The organism is Pseudotabrizicola algicola, from assembly GCF_010915705.1.
In the GTDB taxonomy this organism is placed as follows: Bacteria; Pseudomonadota; Alphaproteobacteria; order Rhodobacterales; family Rhodobacteraceae; genus Pseudotabrizicola; species Pseudotabrizicola algicola.
This window is the reverse complement of record NZ_JAAIKE010000003.1, coordinates 36129-58216: the sequence shown is the minus strand read 5'-3', so window position 1 is coordinate 58216 and position 22088 is coordinate 36129. Positions and strand designations below refer to the sequence as shown.

Below are 22088 nucleotides of genomic sequence, written 5' to 3'. Positions count from 1 at the left end.
CGGTCCGAGCCCGAGCCCCCGTCGATGCGAAGGCTGTCTGTCGCACGGTTCTGGCCGACAAGGCGGATCACCTCGATCCGGTCGTCGCCTTGGCCCCCTGAAAGCAGCGCATGTCCGCGGAATTGCGATACCTCGTCGATCACGATGTGATCGGCACCGTCTTCACCGGAAACAAGGATGTTACGTCCGGTCGCAATCGCCCCGCTGGCCAGCAGGCGGTCATCGCCAGTGCCAAGCCAGATGGACAGATCGCGGCCAGCGGTGATGCGGCCCGGCAGGGCCACGCGGTCGGCGCCGCCGCCGGTCAACATTTCCACGTCCAGTCCGGCGCGCAATTCGCCTGTCGCAGTCACGGTGATGATGTCGTCATCGCCGCCCGAGGTCATGCGGATGGTCCGGCCCGCAGCCACAAGCCCGGCCACGGTGATGTCACCGCCCGCAGAGCCCATGCTGTCGACATCGCTCGTCATCAGCACGTCGGTCCCGGCGCGCACCTGCGCACCCTCCTGCACCACGATGTGGTCGCCAGCACGCATGGTCACGTTCCCCGCCACGGCCTGCACGGTCCTCCCGGACAGGATGGTGATGGTGTCGTAATCCGGGGCTGCGCTTTCGGTCGCAAGCAGCGTGATGTTGGACGTCGCAATGATGTTCGATGACACGGTGATCGGGCTGCTGGCGGTGGTGTTCACCTCTCCGCCTGCAAACTGCCCGTCGCCCGGCCCGCCATCCAGCACCTCGACCAGCAAGGCGCCATCGTTTACCACGTAGGTCGATCCAGTGGTGGAAATCGACTGGATGGTGCCGATGCGGGTGTAGATCGGGTTCAGCGCGGTGCCGATGTTGTCGCGCGCGATCAGGAAGGCGCGGCCCCCCGTCACGTTCGACGCGCCCGCCGCAGCACCGTTCAGGATGCCACCCGCAACCGCCGTCAGGTAGGCGGTCGCGGTCAAACCGGCCAGATCGACGCCGACCCGGTTGATATGCATGTCGCCCGCCGTTTCGATGATGAAGGCGTTTTCGCGGCTTTGGCTGTTCACCACGCCCGACCCGCCACGACGGCTGTCGATGTCAAGTTCGTTGCCGAAAGCCCCGATATACCCCAGCCGCGCGATCAGCGTGATGCTTCCCGCCGCCAGAACATCGGCCTGCAATTGCGAGGTTCCGGTGGGCAGGTTGGCGCTGAGCGGGTTTGTGGGATCGGCGATATCGACCGCATCCAGAATCGACAGCGCCGCCTCCAAGGTCACGTCACCGCTGCGCGACAGGACGTTGCGGATGTTCATGTCGCCGAACTGTTCCGCCAGAACGATGCTGCCTTCGGCGGTGGCCGTGACGAGGCCAAGGGTCGCGCCAGTGTCGCCGCGCGCCTCGATGTCAAGGGCGTTACCGTCGACGCCGATTGTTCCGGTCTGGGCGGTGAGCGTGATGCTGTTGGCCTCGATGTTCACGAAGGCGGTGTTGAGGGCATCCAGAATGGAGCCCTGCGCCACCAGATCCACATCGCCGCTTTGCGAGTAGATCGTGGCCACGTTCATGTTGCCCTGCCGCTCGGTGACAAAGATGCTGCCGCCGCTGCGCGCGGTCAGCGTCGCATCGGGCGACAGGTTGACGTAGATACGGTTGGCACTTCCCGCTCCGCCGATTGCGCCGCTGCCGGCTTCCAGAAGCAGGTTGTCGCTGACCACGTTGGTGGCGGAAGACCCGGTTGCATTGGTGATATTGCCCTGTGCCCGGATACGCAGATCACCCGTGACCGTTGCCTGACCCAGCGCGAGCGGAGACTCAGACCCGATGAAGCTGTCGGCTCCCGCCACGATGTTGAGCGTGCCCGAGGCGATGAGGTCGAAATCCTCGCGCAGCTGGACCTGAAGCGCGGCCAGTTCGACGTAATGTGCCAGCGTCACCGACGCTGCGGTTTCCGCCAGCAGACCCGGCGCTCCGGCCAGCACAATCGACGCACCGTTGACCGACTGGATGGTAAAGAGCGACGAAGCGTCGTTGCCGCTCAGCGTGACTCCGCGCAGGATCAGTTTCATCCCGGCGCGGAAATCTGCAAAATCCCCGCCGTCGGTGCGGGTAATGGTGTTGCCGCCGCTGACGGTGACAACTGCGGGAACCTCCACGCCGCGCGGGCTGAGCGCAAGGCCCGACACGAAGACCGCAACTCCGGCTTCGCTTTGCGTTAGCGGCACGCGGTCCTGATCGATGTAGATGGTGCTGCCGATCACGTTCAGGACCGTAAAGAATGGCCCTTCTTCGGTGGCGTTGGCCGAGTTGCCCTCGACCTGGATCACCTGACCGATCAGATCGGCGCTCCAGACCCCCGACGTGCGGGTGATGGTGCCTGCGGCGGCATCAAAATTCACCGTCGCGCCAAAGCGCTCGGTCGTCAGATAGAAGATATCGTCACGTTCGGCCGAACCGATGATCAAGCGCTGTTCATCGGTCAGGCTGACCCCCGGCTGGATCGGGATATAGACCTGCCCGCCGGTCTGGCCGATGCTGCCGGACACGTCCAGCGTTACCGAGGTGCCGACGATGTTGGGGTCCTCGATGCTGAGGTCGGTGTCGGTGATCGGCGCCAGCAGACCGGCGCCGATGGCGTTGATCAACTCGCTTTCGGTCCAGATCTTGATGGACCCTTCGATTGCGGCGCGTTCTTCGGCGCTCAGGGCGACGACATAGGTGGCATCGAATGTGTCGACGTTGCCATCGCTGCCGGGGTTGGCGCCCCAGACGGCATCGAGCGCGCGGAACTGAACGGTCCGGCTTGTGCGCAGGGTTTGCACGGTGGTATTGACATAGGTCGTCAGCGCCGCGCCGGTCAGGCCCAATTCTATCCCTTGCAGGCGATAGAATTCGATCTCGTCCTCGCTTACCGACAACAGAGCGTTCGCGTCATACGTCGTGCTGCCGGGCCGGAAGATCAGGTGCCGGTTGGCGGCATCGGCCTCAATCTGGGCTTCGGTCAGACGGTTCGCTTCCGGCAGGGTCGGGTTAAGCGCGCGCAGGTAGATCTTGCGCAGTTCGGCCTCTTGCGTGCGCACGGTCCAGTAGGCGCGGTATTCGGCGGTCTTTGCGGTTTCCAGCGTGATGATGGCGTCTTGCACCTTGGCGGTGGCACGGCCTGTAAACACGCCATCTTCGAAATCGGTCAGGCTGAGGTCTGACCAGACCCCCGCGCGCAGTTCCGACACAGCGCGTTCATCGCGCACCTCGGTCGTGTTGGCGTCGACAAGATTGCCCGCCACCACCTGCACCGAAACCGCTCCCCCGGCCAGGATTTCGAACACGCGCAGGTTGCCCGCAGTTTCGGACACATGCACTTCGCCCGCTTCTGCATAGGCGCGCAGCACGTCGCGGGCCGTGGTGCCGGTATCGAGCCGGATTTTGTCGGCCAAGGTGCCGATGTTGCCTGCTTGCGCTGTAAGCGTGATCGCGCCGCCGGTGATCAGATGCGCGCCCGATGCGCGCAGGATGCCGGAGTGGGACGTAAGCGAAACGTCGCGGCCACCGCCTGCGGTGATGGTGCCGACGGTCATGGTGCCGAAGACTTCCCGCAGATGGACTGCCCCGCCCGAAGACGTGGCATCCAGCCGGTTCGACGTGGTCACAAGGTTCGAGAGATCGACCCGGACCGGGTCAAGCCCGGACCCAATGTCGCCGCCCGCGGTGATGCTGATGGTGCGCCCACCGATCACCCCGTTGATCGCACCCGTGGTGGTGCGGATGGTGCCGGTGGTGGAAATGGCGGTATGCCCGGTCGGGTTCTGGATCGCCTGATCCACCACCACATTGGCAGCCCCGCCGTTGATCGTGACACGGCCCGTGGCATGGCCGATAAACTCGACTCCGATGGGCCGGTCAGCCTTGATCGTGTGGGTAACGAAGGTCGTGGTATCGGTGATGGTCGTATACTGGAACCACGTATGGTTGGTGCCATACCACGAAGACCACGTCTTGTAGCCGGTGCGGTTGGGGCCGTCCACGTTGTTGGTCACCGACGTGCGGTTGTAGGTGTAGGTGTCGCCCACCTTGGTCGCATCAAGGTAGAAATAGTTGCTGTCGGGCAATAGAACGCCGGGGAAGGGTAGCACGGTGGTCTTGTCGGGCGAACGGCTGTCGGGCGCGAAAGCGTCGATGCCCAGCCAGTCGCTTTCCCGCCACTCCTCTATCAGCGTGGTGCGGATGGCCTGCGCCAGCGTCCAGCCATAGCGGTAGCCTGTCTGCGGGTTGTAGGTATCGGTCCGCCCGGCAAGCGCGCCGGAGACGCCGTTCACGCTGCGGGTGACAACACCGTTGTCGCCAACGGTGTAGATGACCGTATGCGGAACCTGTGCGCCGACGAGGCCGACAGGGGCCTTGGCCTTGTCCTTGATGATGAGCAGACCTTCGCCGCGCTGCGAGGCGTCCATCCGCTGCACCACCAGTTCCGGCTGTCCGCCGGTGGCGAACACCATCGAATTCGTGATGCGGATATCCGGGTAGCCGCCATTCACGATGATCTTCCCGTTACGGGTGTTCATCACATGGCCGGTGATGTCGACATAACCGCCCGCCGGGCGCAGTTCCGTCACGATGACGCGGCCCTGCCCGTTGTTGCCGGTCGGGTCATAGAAAATCTGGAAATCCGGGTTGTCGGTGGTCAGCGCCGTGATCCGCGTGGCCCCGGCGTTGCGCAGCGCGATGATCTGGTCACGCACGCTGTTGCCGAGCGTGACATGGTAATCCTGCTTGCCGCTCTGGATGATGCCATTCACGTTGACGAATTCGGAATCGATGATGACGCGCCGCGCGTAGATCGAGGGCGTTGTCGGCTGCAGGGCAAGGAAGGCGTCGATCGCGGCCTGACCCAACCGCTCGGCATCCAGCATCCCGGCGTCAGTGGCACCCGCACCGGTCAGCGCCGCGGTTTTCCACTGGCTGTAGGGTTCGCCCGCGACATGGACGATGGTGCCGTCTGCTGCGGGCGGCGCGATGATCGCCGTACCGCCGGTGCGAATGGTCACGGTCTGACCATTGACCTCGGCGGTCGAGATGAAATCGCCGGTGGACCCGCCATATGCGCTGTTGTTGTCGAACAGGATGTTGCCGCCCAGATTCAGCACATTGCCGCGCACAAAGATGTCGGGCCAGATCGGGGTCGTCAGAATCCCGCCGCTCAGTGCCCCCAGAACGATGTTGAAATCGTTGCGTATGGTGATTTCCGGACGACCGTCGTTGGTCAGCAAGGTCTGCGGTGAGAAAGTCAGGGTGGGAACACGCAGCGCAACGGGGGGCAATACGGTTTGCCCGTTGTCGCGAGTCACTGCACTCTGGTTCAGCTCAAGGATCTTGCCCAGCGGGTCGGACTGCACCGAAATGTCGGTGCCGTTGAACAGAATCCCCCCGTTGGTTTCGGGAATCTCGGCGCCATTGATCACAAGGAAGGCGTGGGTCTGGTTCGTGATCTCGATCCGCGCATCACGGGGCGTGTCGTAGGTGCCCGCACCGGCCATCTGGTCGGCCACCACGATCACCCGACCGGCCTGCGCCGTCACCGGATCGACCGTCAGCACCACGACTTCGTTGAGCAACGGCACCACGACACCGGCGACGATATGCGCTTCGCCGTTCGCAAGCATCTCGTCCAGCAGACGCGCCATCTGCGCGTCATAGAAGGCAACCAGATCGGGGTTTACGAATGCCCCGTCTTTTCTGATGGCATAGCGGTTGCGGTTTTCGCGCGCTTCCTCGTATTGCGTGAAGCGCGAGGATTGCAGTTCCTGATCCGACACAGACCAGCCGATGTTTCCCGTACCGGAAGAGTAGAACGTGTTCGTGGCCGGGTCATAGGTGACCGTAAGCGTTTTCACGCGCTGTGCGCCGGTGCGGATGGTGCCATCGTTGATGACATCGGCATAGGCGGTCGCCAGCCCCTTGCCCGCACCGATCTTGGTGTTGTTGCCACCAAGCAGCGAGTCGATGGCGTTGGTGACCGATGAAATCCAGTTCGTCGCCTTCGCGACGGCATCAAGGTTGGCAAGGCCGGACTGTTCGGCGAACAGATTGATGTTGGCATAGCTTTCCAGCAGGCCGCCAGCCATCACGCGGATGGTATTGTCGACCTGATAGATCGCCTCGGTTTCCAGACTGCTGATTGGAATGAGCGAGCCTGCGAAATTGTCGACCCGCGCCTTGATGCTGTTGACGGGAATCCGCAGATCCTTGTCCGTGCCGGCGCTCAGGAACACGTCGCGTTCACCCAGCACAGTGCCGGCGATGTTGATGATGTTGTCGGGACGCAGGTTTGCCTTGGCATAGCCCAAGGCCACGGTGCCCAGACCATATGTCTCGGAGTAGGACTGCAGCGAGATATTGTTGGTGCCCATCGCCTCGAATTCGACCGTGCCGGCCGAGCGCACCCGCGCCCCGGTGCCAACATCGACACGTGCGACAAGATTGTTGGCGTTCAGGGTCACAAAGGCCCCGGCCCCCGAGACGGCGCCAGCGGTGAACAGCGCAACCTCGTCAACCGCCCTGATGTCGTTGAACGCACGCGCAAAGACCTTGCCCGCGCTGTCGGTCACCGTGACAGTCGATCCGTTGTCGAAATCGACAAGCGTCAGCAGGTCGATCGTGATGGTGCTTGTTGCAGAGGCACCGCTGGCAAGACCACCGGCGTCGCCATCGAGGTTTTTGCCGGCGACCGCGGGCTTGTCGACGGTGTTGGTGGCCGTCAACGCGATGTCGCGTGCCGTGACGGTGGCACCTTGGGTGTCATTGTCCTCGCTGCCGATACGGGTGATAACATCGGCATCGACCAGCGTGTTCGCCTCGGCGCCCGTTCCGGCGATCAGGCCATAACCTTCGGTTTTGACCAGAGTGTTGGGCCGCGCGACATGCGAAGCACCCATGTCCAGCCGTCCGGCAGGTCCGTTCAGCGTTACAATGGCTCCGTCGGCGATCAACGCCACGATCTGGGCGCGGGTGGTGCTGGTGGGCGTTGCGCCTGCGCCCGCAACCAATCCGCCCGACCCGGCGGTGGTGTCAGCGATGTTCGACGCTTCGCCATTGGCAGTCACGGCCAGCCGGTTGCCTGTCAGCACCACGTTTTCGTCGACCACGGCGCGCACGGTTGCATTGGATTGCGCAATCGCAACGGAAGACCCCGCGCCGATCAGCCCGACCGCTGCCGAATTGGCATCGGCCTTTTGCGCGATGCGCCCGACAGCCGAAACGTTGACCAGCCCCGAAGACGAAATGTTCGCCCCCGACAGAAGACGCGCCTGCACCGTTTCGTTGTTCGTAACCGTCGCACGGGTCGAGGTGGCGCCCAGCAACAGACCACCGGCCGAAGACGCGGCATAGGCGTCGCCCGTCAGGCGGCCCGCGTTGCGTTCGGTCCGCGCGGTCACGTCCAGATTGCGCACGGTGAAGCTGGAACTGGACCCGCCCACCCCGGCGTTGATCACCGGCGATGTGGTCACATTGACCACGTTCGCCCCCATCGACAACCCTGTCGACACCGACATGCCATAGGCGATGCCGCGGCCATGCACCTGCCCGCGCGCGGTGACGGATACCTCATCCGCGACAACCCGTACATTCCGGACATAGGCATCGACAACCGGAGTTGCCGTGACCTGCACCACGCCGCCCCCCGCGGCCAGTGAGGCAAGGCCAAGCGATACCGACGCGACGCCTGTGCTCGCGGTCAGGCTGGGGGTGGCCGTGGCCGAAACCCGCAGAGATCCGGTCAGGTTGATGAAATTGCCCAAGCCCGAGCCAGACACCTCGGCCGACACCCGGTTGGTGTTGCTTGCTACGGTGCGCGCGCCAGAACCGGACACAGTGACGCCGATGCTGAGCGAAACCGCCACGGCGGCAGCCTCGGCGGCAGCCGTGATGGTTGATGTATCTTGCGCCGTCACCGACACGTCACGGGCCGAAACGCTGGAACCTGTGATGCGGGCCACAACATCGTTGCTGACGCGGTTTTCCGAAAGCGACACCGCAACGGAAGCCGATCCGCCAAACGCGCCGACCGACCCCGCGATGGCCGCGGCCCCAACATAGCTGGAAATCACGCTGGTATCATAGGCATCGACAATCACACGGTCGTCCGCCGCATTGACCGTGCTGCCCGCGATTTCCGCGATCACCGCGTAGCCCAGAGTATTCTTTGCATCTGCGCCTGCGCCTGCGCCCGAAACGGCCACCGCACCGCCCGCCAGAGCGACAGAGAGCGCCACGACGGTCGCATCGATCTGCGCCCGGTCCATGCGGGCGTCCACGATCACGTCGCGCCCGGCTGTGACCGTGCTGCCAGTTATGCGGGCAAAGACACCCTTGCCCGGCCCGTTGCCGACACGGTTTTCTGCCACCGAAACACCGATGGACACGCCCACACCGACTGCACCACCGCCAATCGCGGCCGAGGCGGCAATGATCAGCGCGTTGATCCGTGCATCACCGGTCGCACGCACGATGACGTCGCCCGTCGGGCCCAGCGTCCGCACCGTCGAGGTGGTGATCGCGGCAACGGTCACGGTTTCGACAATGTTGCGGGCGAAGGCGCCTGCTCCGGCAAAACTGATGCCGGCCACGCCAAAACCAATCGCCACCGAAGCCGCCGCCGTGATCGAGTTGATCACTGCAGCATTCGCCGCGCGCACCTCGACATGTCCGATCCGGGCCTCGACAAAGTTGGTCACACCAAGAATTTCCGACCGCACGGTGCTGGTGATGGTGTTCTGGCCGATGGCCACGCCGACCGATACGCCCACGCCCACTGCGCCGGCAGCAAAAGCGATGGCGACTGCCCCGCCAACCGCGTCTATGGATGACACGTCATTCGCCAGCACGGTGACCGATGTGGCCGACACGGTTGTCGATCCACCCTGGATGAACGCCTCGGTCGTGGCATTGATGCGGTTTTCCGCATAGACGCCCGCCCCCGAGATGCCGACACCCACCTTGCCCGCCGCAAGGGCGACGGCACCTGCCACAGTGATCGCACGGATGGACTGGGCGCTGTTCGCCTCGACCACCAGCGCGCCGCCGGACAGGATGGAGGTGTTGCGCGCAAAGGCCGAAACCTTGCCGGAATCCGTGATGATGGTGCCGGTCAGATCGCGACCGATGAAGTTCATCGCAACCGAAACGCCGATGCCGACGCCGATGCCCACGGCACCGGCCCCCACCGCCAGCGAGACCGACAGAACCGCCGCGCTGATCTGGGTGGCCGAGCGTGCGTCAATCACGACATTGCCACCGCCATTGGTGACGATCGTCGCGCCGTCGGCGCGGGCGGTCACGTTGGTGCGGATAGAGTTGAGCGCAATCGCCCCTGCCCCGGCCACGCCGAGCCCCAGAGAGCCGAAGCCCGCTCCGATGGCCGCCGCAGCCGACAGCGCATTGATGCCCGCCCGCTGCACAGCGTAATTGTCGCCATTGCGCTGAAGCGCAAAGGCAGTGCCCTCGGCGTCGATCACCGTCCAGGCCTGGCCTTCGCGGACCACGCTGATGCGCAAATCGCCCACCACGGTCAGCCCCGCGGCAATCATCCGGCTCCGCAGATTGTTCAGGATGTTGCGGTCTCCGGTGACATCGGCGGCGATGGGATTGCCATCTTCATCGGTGTCTACAGCCGCCGCGTCGTTCAGGTTTGCCGCGCTCAGACCGGTCAATACAATGGGTGCCGGTCCGCCAGACAACGGCAGTTCGGGGGTGGAGGCCGAAACCGTCACGCCTGCGCCACGCTCGTTCGTGCCGATGGTGGTGACGGTCGCGCCCGGATCGATTGCGGCGACGACGTTGTTGACGATTTCGTTGATCGCAATCGACACTCCGACCGCAACGCTGATGCCGGTCGCCCCGAAGGCTGCCGAAATGCTGAAGGCGGCGGCGACGGCGTCAATGGTCGATATATCGTCGGCATTCACCACGACATGATGCGCGGTGGTCGTCCCCGGCCCTGCGATACGGGCGGTGACGTTGGTGGCGATACGGTTCTCGATGCCCGCGCCGCTGCCCGAAACCGCGACGCCAACCGAGCCTGCCGCAATGGCGACCGACCCGGCCACCGTGGCGGCCTTGATCGATTGCGCAGCCCTGGCATCGACCGTGACCGCCCCCTGCGCCGTGACTGTAGATCCGACGATTTCGGCCGCGATCACGGCCCGGCTTTCGCCAAGGTTGATCAACCGCCACGCGTTGACGTCGGAATAATCCTGACTGTTCAGCGCATAAGCCCGCCCGTCATTGTCCGACAAGCCGACCGTGTCGCCGATGTAGCGATAGACATCGCCTTTGCGCGCGCCTTCCAGAATCCGGACCGTGGTTACATTCTTGGTCAGCCCGTCCACCGATTGCTCGGTGGTGTTCACAGCGGCAACGTTGGTCTGCTGATATCCGATCAGGTTGCGCGCGACGGCCACGCCGATGGACGCGCCGACACCGGTCGAGCCTGCCGCGATGGCTGCCGAAGCCGCCAGCACCAGCGCACGAATTTCGCCTGTCGCGTCAGCCTCGACCGTCACGGCACCCGCCGGAGCGCGGAGGTCACTGCCGGTGACATGGGCCCGTGTGGTTGTGTTGATGCGGTTGGTGGCTTCCGCGCCTGCACCGCTGATGGCGACGCCGGTTGATCCGAAGCCGGCGGCCAGCGACGCGGCGGCAGACAGAACCGAGATCTTGGCGGCATCTTCGGCAGCAACCGAAATCCCGCCGTTACGCGCGCGTACCCCGCCGTTGGCATTGAGCACCCGCGCCTCGACCGCACCACCGATCCGGTTCTGTGCCAGCCCCAGCCCCACAGACACCGCGATGCCGGTGGACCCAAGCGCCACTCCGATCGAGGCCGCTCCTGCAAGAGCCGTAATCTCGGATGCGTTGCGGGCCGATACGGTGATCAGGCTCGCATCCACGTTCAGGCCCGGTGCCGATGGCAACGCGCCATCAATGGCCGCAAGCACGTTAACATTTACCGCATTTTCGTTCCAAACGCCCGACCCGCTGACGGCCACGCCGGTCGATCCGGCAGCAATCGCAGCCGAACCGGCAAAGGTAAGCGAGGTGATGTCCTGCGCCGCGTCGGCGGTGATGGACAGGCCCCCTCCGCTGCTGACCACACGGGAATTCGACGTATAGGCTTGCACAAGCATCGCATCGGGCGCGCCGGTCCGGGTCTGCCCGATGAAGTTGCGCGCAATGGCCACCCCGATGGACACGCCGACGCCGGTAGAGCCGGACACCGACAGTGCCAGCGAGGCGGCAACGACAGCGGCATTGATGGTGGACTGGTTCTCTGCCTCTACGACCACATCCCCGACAGCCGTCACGTCAGAGCCGGTGATGCGCGCAACCGCGCCGCCGGTGATGACGTTTTCGGCATAGGCGCCCGCACCGCTGACCGCCACCGCACTTTGCGGCGAGAACGACGCCCCGATCGACGCTGCAAAGGCTATCGAGTTGATCGACGCGCGCTCGGCGACGAGACGCCCGCCTTCGAACCGCAGGTTGAAGCTGCGGCCGTCCTCGGTAACCGCGACCCATGCGCCGAACCGCGATTTCGACAGCTTGAGCTGGCCTGTAATCTGTTCGGCCGCCCCGAGTTGTCCGTTCAGAAGCCCGCGCAGGGTGTTGAGAATGTTCACGTCCCCGATCAGATCCGCGGAATCGCGGATCACGGTTCTGTTCGGACCTTCCAGCATCGCCTCTTCGGCGGCATCATCAAGCTGCGCGGCGGTGACGGTGGGGGAGTTGATCTGCAGACGCACGCCGCCCGCGACATAGGCGCCGACATGCACCGAGGACGGGGTCGGTGTTCCGCCCGTCCCTCCGCCTGTGCCGGTGCCGGTCGCGGCCAGCGTAGCGTTGGTGATATGGGCCGTCGCCAGATTGGAAATCTCGTTCAGCGCTATGCCAACGCCCAAGGAGATAGACGTTGCCGCACTGCCGCCGCCGATCTGTCCGGCGACCGAGGCCGCGCCGGTCAGCGCGTCGATGGACGAGCGGTCAAACGCCTCGATCCGCGCGCTGTTCACTGTAAGCGCGGCGGGACCCTGCCCGGTGATCGATGCGGTCGTATCCGACGCGATGCGGTTGCGCGCAAACGCGCCCGCGCCGCCGAACGACACGCCCCCCTTGCCCGCAGCCAGCGCCACCGCACCGGCCAGCACGGTTGCCACGATGCGCTGTTCGGTCAGCGCCTGCACCACGACATCGGGTGCCCCCGAAGCGGGGGCGAGGATGGAACTGTTGTCGATATGGGCCGAGGTCAGCATGCCCTCGCGCGACAACCCGACTTGCTGCCACGCCTGCGTATCGCCAAAATCGGCAACCGACAGATCGGTCGGCTGGGTCTGGGTCTGGCCGATATAGCGGAAGGAGCGCCCGCTATGCGCGCCCTCCACCGCCCGCACTATGGTGCCATTTGTCAGCGTTGCGGTCTGGGTATTGGTAAAACTGGCCGAGACCGGCGCATCCTGCCAGCCGATCAGGTTGTCGGCGACCGAAACGCCCACGGCGACTGCCGTGCTGTCGCCGCCCAGCGACACCGAGGCGCTGGCCGCTACGGCAACGACCTTGGCGTCAAGCAGATCGGTGCTGCGCGCGTCGACCGTCACCGCACCCGCCCGCACGACCGACCCTTCGATGCTGGCATCCGCCGCGCCGAAGATGCGGTTGACTGCCACAGCGCCGCCCACCGAAACACCGATGGACCGCCCGCCCGAGGCTGATACGGAAAGGCTGGCCGCGACCGCAGCCGAGGTCGCCTCGATGCTGGCTTGACGCAGAGCACTGACCGTAAGACCGCCGCCCGCCGTAAGCGGGTTGACCAGCGTGCCGGTGGCATGGATGCCCGCGTCCACCACCGACCGCAGCGTGTTGCGGGCAAAGGTCGTCGCCACCGCAACCGACAGCGCCTTGCCGGTGCCGACCGAGAGCGATGCTGCCGCCGAAACCACTTCGGCCAGAATCCGGCTGGTGTCGGCAGCGGTCACACCGATGGCGCCCCCCGCCGTGACGTTGCCGGCGTTGCGGATTTCGGCGTAGGCACCGCTGCTGCCCCGGTTCAGGGCCACGATGGGCGCGACCGAAACCGAGGTGTTGTCGTCCAGCGAGACCGAGGTTGCCAGAGCCGCGTTCAGGATCTGCGCGTGCAGGTCCATGTCGGAACGGGCGTCGACCGTGATGGTGCCCGACGCCTCGACATCGCTGCCCGTGATGCGCGCCCGCGCCTCGCTGGGGATTTCCTGTGCGGGCAACAGCCCGAACAGCGCGTCGACCGTGTTGAACAGGAAGTTCTGGCTGGCCGTGCCGATAGAGTTGAACGCCAGCGTCACCCCGATGCCAATCGACGAGCCACCACCTTCGGCGATGGTTTCCATGTCGATGGTGCTGTGAATGCGGGCAAGATTTTCGGCTGTCACCGCCACGTTGCCGGCATCGGCGTCAAGGCTGCTGCCTTCGACGGTCGCGGTCGCGCGGGCTTGCACGAGATTGGTGGCAATCAGGGCGTTTACGGCAAGCGTGGTGCCTTTGCCGCTAAAGAAACTGCCGCCGTCAGCCTTGACCGTGCCGATGTTCGAGACATCGATCTCGGCCTGCTCGACGGCGCGGACGATGATATCGCCGGTCCTTGATGTCACATCCGCATCATTGACGCGGGCCTCGACGCGGCCCCGCACATCGTTCAACGCCACCATGCCGCCGCCTGCCGTGGCATCGCTGTCGGACACGTTCAGATTTATGCCCGGAGGCAGCATCGAGGCAAAATCAAGCGGATCGATCTTCAGCCAGTCCGCACTGGTGGCATAATCGATGGTGCCAAGGTCCACCGGCGTGCCCGTGCGCGGAGCGCCGACATAGATGTACATCGCCCCGATCTCGCCCCGGTCAGGGTCGTAGTCAGAGGCGATCAGCACCTTTTCCCCGGTCAGCAGGTTGCGCTGCTCGCCCGATTTCGTGGTATAGGCATAATCGTTCGCCAAGGTATTCAGCGTCGACAGCACGATGCTGAGGCCGCCGTCATTCTTGACCGTGGTCACGACCTCGTTCAGGTTTTCGGCATCGATCTTGTTGACATCGCGCGCCGTCACGGCAACGCCGCGCCCGGCATTCACGCTGTTCACATAGCCCGACGTGCCTTGCACCGCCGTCCAGCCGGCGCCGCTGTAATTCTGGGCGGCAAGGTTCAGAATCCCGCCACCTCCTGTGCGCTGATAGACGGTTCCATTGGCCGCAAGCACACGGTCCCCCGTGGCGACGCGGACCTGTCCGTCGGTGCTGCGATGTTGCGCCACATCGATATAGGCGCGGGCCGCGCCCGACAGCTTGTTCATCGCCACCACGGCACCCACCGCGGTGCCCGAGGCATCGGTGAACGCGCTGGCCGCTGACGTCGTCTGGTTCGAGGTCGTCGCGCTGATGGTGCCGTCGTTCTCTGCGTTCACCGTGACCTGCCCGGCGGCAGCAAGCGTGCTGTTGAGCACATAGGCGTCGGCGTTGACCGGCGTCTCGCCGTTGAAGGCGCCCGAGATCAGCGGATCACCCAGCAGGGCGTCAATGGTATTGAACAGAATGTTGGACGGTTGCCACCCGACCGAGTTGAAGGCGAGGAATACGCCGACGCCAGTATCGCCAGTTGCGACCAGCGCGGTGTTGTCGGCCAGCATGTCGGCGGTGTTCCGCGCCGCGACGGTGATGTTGCCCTTGCCAGAGGCGGCCTGCTCGCCTGCGGTCAGCGTGCTATCGATCACCCGCGCGGTGGCACCGCCCAGCATCAGGTTAGTGGCAATGATCGCCCCCACAGCCACCGAAGTGCCGGTCCCCTGCACCGACCCGCCCGAAGAACTGGTGGCGGCATCGACCAGAGCGTTCATCGTCGCGTTTTCGACCGCCGTGACAGTGATGTCGCCATCCGTGGTCGTGACTGGCGTGTTGACGATCTGTGCCAGCACCTGCGAGCGCAGATCGTTATAGACCAGCATCGTGCCGACGCCGATGGAATCGCTGTCAGTCACGTTGTAGCCCGTCGGCACGAGCTGGCTTTCGGTCGCCAGTTTCCACAGGTCGGTGTTGGTATAATCCTGCGCGTTGATGTCCATGCCGGCACCCAGCGCGTCGGCCCCCATGAACACATAGATCGACCCGGCATCGCCGTCGCCGTCAAAGTCTGGCGCCAGCCGGACACGATGGCCGAACTTCACGTCGACTTGCTGGATGGCCCCCGGCCGGGCGACCCAATCCACCGGTATGGCAGAGTTGATGCCTTGTTGCAGAACGGCTGCGCCGCCATCGTTGCTGGTGGTCGATTCCGACACGATCTTGGAATTGGCATGCAGCAGGATGTTGTCTTCGGCGCGCACCGACACATCGCCACCCGCGATGACCACCTGGCCCGCGTTGACGATTTCCGCGGTTGCCCGCCCGCTGACCTTGTTCGACGCCAGCACCACACCGACGCTTTTGCCCGACGCGTCCTTCAGCGCCCCGGCAGCGGAAACGGTCGCATTCGAGACCGTCGCGTTCAGCAGTTCCAGCGACTGCGCCTCGACCTCGATCGACTCTGCGGCCTCAAGGCGGGTGTTTTCCACTGTTGCCTTGGCCTGAGCCGGGTTTTCGCCGTTCAGCGCCTCGGAAATCAGCGGATCGGCAAGGATGCTGTCGATGATGTTGAACAGAAGGTTCGACGCTTTCCAGCCAAGCGTGTTGAAGGCCAACGTCACACCCACGCCGGTATCGCCGGTGTTCGTCGTGCTCAGCACCTTGGAATCCAGCACGGCGGAATTGTCGGCGCGCACCACGATGTCGCCCGCTTCGGCCAGCAGCGTGGCATTGCGCACCTGTGTGGTGGCCGATGCCTGCACCATGTTGGTGGCAATCTGCGCATTGACGGCCAGCGAGACGCCCGATCCCCACGCGCTGCCCCCCGACGAGGTGACGGTGGACGACAGGCCCGCGATCAGTGTCGCGGCCTCGGCGGCGGAAATGCTGATGTCCCCGCCCGTCGCGGTGATCGCCACGTTCTCGACGCGCGCCGTGGCAAGGCCACGCACGTCGTTGGTAACGATAATCCCGCCGATTGCACGGGAATCGCTGTTGGCAAGATTGCCGAAGTTCGGGAAGGCGTCTGCAATTGTGGTGTTGCCCGAGGTATCCTGCCACGCGATGCTTTGCAGCGCCGCTGCGTCCAGCCCGCCCAGATTCACCAGCCCGCCAAGGCCCAGATAGCGGAACACCTTGCCCTGGAATCCGGCGGGTCCGTCGGTGGCAATGCGCACCAGATCGCCGGTGTTCAGGAACTGGGTGCCGGATTTGGTGGTATAGCTGTAGCTGCTTTCGATGACCTGCGCCGCGATGTCACGGAACGCGTTCATGTTGTTCTCGACGATGGCCGACACCTCGAGCGAGGTTGCCGCCCGGATGTTGGCGCTGTCATCTGCGCGCACAGTGACGCCATTACCTGCCGTCACCACGCCCGCCGGCATGTTCGGCGTGCGCAGGGCCCAGTTGGCCGACGTCGCATAAGACTGGCTCGCATTTGACAGGTTGATCGCCAACGCGGGGTTGACCACGCTGAACTGCGCAGGGTTCGAGGCAAGCAGCGCGCTGATGCTGGCGTCGGTCCGGTTGGCGCCCGACCATTCCAGAATCGTGCCTTCGGCATAGCCGCCCATCGCCGCGTGCAGGCGGATGCGGTCGCCGGTTTCCAGTTGCGGAACTGCGAAACGGCTGGTGTAGTCGAATTCGGTCACACGCAAGAGGTCGGGGCCGATGTATTCGTAGACATCGCTGCCCACCTGCACACGCGTTCCGGCGCGCAGGCCCGATACGGTTTGTTCGCTGGTATGGTCGGCGGTGCGGTTGGAAATCCACGCCTTGGTTTCCGAAGCCATGCGGTTGGTGGCAAGAACGCCTCCGCCCGCGGCACCGGTGGCGCCATATTTGAGGTCCTTGAGTTCCTTGCCCTCGTTGCCCTTCTTGTCGCCCTCGACCACCGCGTCGAACAGGGCGCGGTCGTTCTTGGCGACCGAGTTGGATTCGTTCCCGACAGTCGCGTCCAGAAGATTGACACGCGCCACTTCCAGCGCGCCGCTGCCCGGTGCCGCCCGCACCTGCCATACGCGCCCGGAACTGTCGGTCACATACCAGAGGTTTTGCAGGGCAATCGTCTCGACCGAAAGGCTGCCTTCGAATTCGATGCCGGCGGCGGCGAACTCGTCTTCCAGCAGGGCGATTGCGGCGGCGTCATCGGCGATGTCATCTTCATCGTCCGAGACATCGCCGATGTCATCAAGCAGTTGCGCGTCGACAGCGGTAAGCTCGGTCAGAACTTCCCGCGCCTCGGCCACCACGGCAACGGCACCGCCGGCGGAAACGTCGGAATCCTCGATATAGGCGACGGCACCGACCGGGTCCTTTTCGATCAGATAATCCGATCCCAACAGCGCATCGACCAGTTGGAACGCCAGATTGCTCCCGTCAAACCCGACCGAGTTGAAAGCGATCAGCACACCGACTGTTTCCGCCGAGCCGCTCATCTTGGTAACGGTGGTGGCATCAAGCACGGCCAGATTGAACGCCTGCACGGTCACATCGCCGGCTGCGGCGCGCACGGTGCTGTCGGTGATGGAGGCTGCGGCACGGCTGTTAAGCTCGTTCGTCGCCATGATGCCGCCATAGCTGTTGGCGGCATTGACAGTCGAGGATTCCAGAGCCGTCAAGGTTGCCGCTTCGCGCGCGCTGACGCTCACGCCCGTGCGGCCCGTGACCGTGTAATCGTCGATGAAGGCGATGGCGCCGCCTTCTGCCTCGTTGCGGGTGATGACGACGGAATAGGCCTTGGCCGATCCGTTATCCATTCCCATGCCCTTGACCAGCATCTTGCCGATCGCATCGGGAATGACGTTGGTTTCGTCGACTTCCTTCCAGAAATCCAGCGCCTGCGCGGTGTCAAAATTGACAGTGCCCAGATTGACCGGCGTCGGACCGGCACCCATGTACTGGAACACCTTGCCTGCGGACGCGCCCGAATAATCCGATGCGACATAAACCTTGTCGCCAAAGTTCAGCGTCTTGGTGCCGGATTTGGTGGTGTATTGGTAGCTGTCCAGAAGGGTCTGGGCAAAGCTGTTGACAAACCCGACGCCCGCATCGTTGTTGCGCTTGGCACCGGTGGCCAGACGCGTTTCGGAATTCAGAAGAACCACATCATCCGCATTGACGGTAACGCTGCCGGACCCAGACAGCACCTGATGGTCGGAGGCCGTGGTGTCGGTATCGTCAATATAGGCGCGCGCGGCCCCCGCCAGCATGTTGGACGACAGGATGCCCTGGCCTGTCTTGGCCGCCGCCCCTTGGACCGCCTCTGAAAAGGCGGAAACATCGGTGTTGACCGTGGCGAACAGGCTGGCCTTGTTCACCGCAGAAACCTCGACACCCTCCTGACCGGCCACATCGGAATCGATGATGCGGGCCGTCGTGTCAGACGGGGTCTTGGGGCCGATATCGGTGCCGATCAGTGCATCAAGGGTCTGGAACAGCAGATTTGTCGGCGCATAGCCCAAGGTGTTGAAGGCCAGCAGCACGCCGACGGTATCGCCCGCAGACACCATCATCGCGCTCAGGTCCGCCGTGACCTTGGCAGTGTTCTGCGCGTCAACCGTGACCTTGCCCGCCGACGATGTCACATCCGCGCCCCGCGCGATTTCAGCCAGCGCCGAGGCATTCGCGGTGTTCACAGCGATTGCGCCACCCACGGCAATGGAATCGCCTTCACCGTCAATCGAACTGCCGCCCGAACTTTCGACGCTGACTTCGGAATTGGCTTCCAGCGTCAGGGCCTGAAGCGCCTTCACAATGACGTCGCCTGCGGCGGTAACGTCGATGTCTGCGATGCGGGCAACCGTATGGCTGCCGACCTCGTTGCGCACGGCAAGGCCGCCGACACCGACACTGCCGCCATCGGTCAGGCTGATGCCCGTCGGCACGATTTCGGTTTCCAGCACCGGCTTCCAGAAATCCAGATTGGTGAAGTCGACCTGCGTCAGGTCCAGCACGGTCGGGCTGCCGCCCATGAACCGGTAGACGGTTCCCGCCACGCCGTCGGCGTCGCCTGTCGCCTCATACCCCGGTGCAAGACCGATCCGGTCGCCAAAACTGATGGTCTGCGATGCGGCCACCGTCTGGCCCGAGGCATTGGTGACCGTCGCGCCATCGGTGCGAAAGCGCGCGGGTGCCAGAATGCCCAGTGCGGTGTCGATCTGCGTGGCGCCGCCATCGTTGGTGGTGACCGAGGAATTGAGCAGTTTGGTATTGGCCCAGATCCCGCTTTCATCCTTGGCTTCCACCCGGACGGTTCCGCCAGCCGAAATGGCATCGGCCGACGGGCCATCAATGATTTCCGCCGTGGTCTTCGACGATACCTTGTTGCTGGCGAAGATGAAGGCAAAGGCCTTGCCGCTGGCATCGTTGGTAAACCCGCCGAGCGCGTCGGATTTGGTGACATTCGACACCGTGGCGTTCATCAGGCTGCGGTTGGTCGCCGCAACGGCAATGGCACCGCCCGCCGACAGCACTGCGCCCGTCACATGGGCGCGCGCCTCGGACGGGCGTTCGGTGGCCCCCAGCCCCAGACCAAGCAGCGTGTCGATCCCCAACAGGAAAATGTTGTCGACATCGAAGCCGACCAGGTTGAAGGCGACCGCCACACCGACCGCCAGATTGTCCCCGCCCGAAGCGGTGGTGGTGGCAACGGTGCGGCTGTCCATCAATGCGGCATTCGTGGCATCGACGGTGATCGCGCCGCCCGCCGTCACATTTGCACCGCCGGTGATTGCAGCCACGGTGCTGCCCATCATCTCGTTCGACGAAATCGCGCCGCCCACACCAAGCCGGTAGGTGTTGAGGTCCGCAAGGCCGTAAAGCAGCACCATCGCTTCGGCGCTCGACAGAAGGACCTGTTCGTTCTCGGCCTCGACGCCCACCGCGCCCGTGGCACTGACGACCGTGCCGCTGATCTCCGCGGTCACATCCTTGTCCATCTGGTTCACAGCGACCGCGATGCCCAGATCGATGCCGAGGAAGCTGTCAAGCGCAGCAGCAAAATCGGACGAGGTGGCCGAAAGCAAGGTCGAATCCACCGCCCTGACCGACAGCGCGCCAACAGATGCAGAGCCGCCCGACAAGCGGGCAATGGTTTCGCCCGAGACGGTGTTGATGGCGACCTTTGCAGCGCTTTCATAGCGGCTGGTGTTCTGTGCCAGCAAGGAAAGCGCTGCGCCTTGCACGGTGCTGCCGCTCACCGATGCCCGCACATCGTCGGTCGCATTGATGTAGGTCACGCCCACCAAGCCGGAATTCACGCGGTTGACGATCACCCCGTCATTCAGCGCCTCGACCGCAAGTGCGCCCGATCCGGCCCGCCCGAACACGCTGCCCTGCACCAGCGCCTGCGTGTTGCGCGTCACGTCGACGACGGCGAAAGACAGGCCGTAGTCATCCAGCAACCGTCCGGCTGCGGCCAGACCCGAAGTCAGCGCCGTATCATTCGTCGTCAGGTCAACGCGGATGTTGGTGGTATCGGCGGCGCGCACCACCGCGCTGGCAGTTTCGCCCGGCGCAGTGCCGGTGCCCACGCGCACGTTTGCCCCCGAGGACACAAGCGCTTGCGTAGAGCTGCGGGCAAACACCGTCTGCATCAGGCCCGTGAAGGCAGAATCCGACGCGTCGATGTCAATCTCCAGATGCGTCGCGGCCTCCAGCAGAAAGGCCGCTGCATCGATGACGGCGGTGCCCGACAGCGCGGCGAGCGCCGTCAGGCGGGGCAGTTGCAGGGCCGACGCAGGCGCGCCCGGCGCAGGGATAACCCCGGCCGCATCGCCGATCCGCGTCGCCGCGGCGGTCAGCGCCACCACGCCTGACGAAAAGATGCTGCCCGCCACCTGCACCGTGCTTTGCACGTCGACAATGCCCAGCATGGCAGACAGGCCGACGGACCCGAGGTTGGAGACATCGGCGGCCGCGAGGGTAACATTCCCCACCCGTCCCGCCGCGGTGCCGATCTGCACCCCGCTGGCAACCGAAATGTTTTCGGTCTGGACCGTCAGGTTGCCACGAAAGTTCTGCGAGAATCCGGCAATGGTCAGCGACACATCCGCCGTTGGTGCAGAGCTCAGGATGGTCAGGCTGGTCGTGGGCGCGCGGAATTCCAGAGACTCGAAGGCCGGGCCGGACAACAGAAAATCCAGCGTGCTGCCGGTTGTCAGAAGCGCGGTCGTCGGCGTGGACACGGACGGCGAGATGTCGACGATCCGGTTTGCAGTCACCGTGTTGTCGATGATCGGCTCCAGCCCCGTGAAATACAGGGCGTTGGCATTGCGCAGGATGACGCCGGAATGTTCGTCAATGGTGTTGTAGCGCACCGATTTGTAAGTGCCTTCGCCCAATACAAGCGTATCGAAGCCGCCGGCCCCCCCGTCGATGCCGCCACTCAGACGGCCCGTTGCAGTAACGTGGAATTCATCCTGGTTTCCGGCATCGCCCTCCAGCCATTCGACACGCGAGAAGTTCACGGTCGCAAAGCCGTCTGTCGCGCTCCCTGCATTGGCTGCGTTGACCGTCCAGGTCACGTCATTATCCGTCAGAAACGTCAGGCGATCCGTGCCGCGACGACCGTCGAACGACAACGAGATCGTGCTATCCGGCCCAAAGCTGCGGGCGTCGAAAATGACGTTGTTGGCGCCCGCGTTGCCGCTGATGGAAATGGCCGAGATTTCGGACAGGTCGCCGAAGGCCAGTATCCGCCGGTTCGAGGCATCAAGGATTTGCACCTGCCGCACCTGGGTTTCGCCTTCGGCAGCCTGCTGGGTTTCCGTGTACAGTTGCACGAGCAGATCGCGGTCGCGCTGGTCCGAGAAGGTTGCCGCCAGATCGAACGCCAGCACATCGGCGTTCAACAGGATGCGTTGTTCCATCGGGTCCAGTTGCAAGTGCCGCGCAACATCCTCGCGCGTCCCCACCCGCTTGAACCCGGATCGCCGCTCGATGCTCCGCGCGCGGCGCCGGTCGTGCCGGTTGCGCGGCAAGTGTGGCAA

1 protein-coding gene (only partly in view) is annotated in these 22088 nt (G+C 64.3%); it reads right to left on the bottom strand.

Going from position 1 to position 22088, the window contains the following annotated elements:
• Nucleotides 1-22088 carry the 5' portion of a calcium-binding protein gene (locus tag G3572_RS10100; protein WP_164611401.1) on the bottom strand. 7189 nt of this gene lie to the left of the window's left edge, so the window shows 22088 of its 29277 coding nt (coding positions 1-22088); it begins with the start codon at nucleotides 22086-22088; its stop codon lies off the left edge, out of view.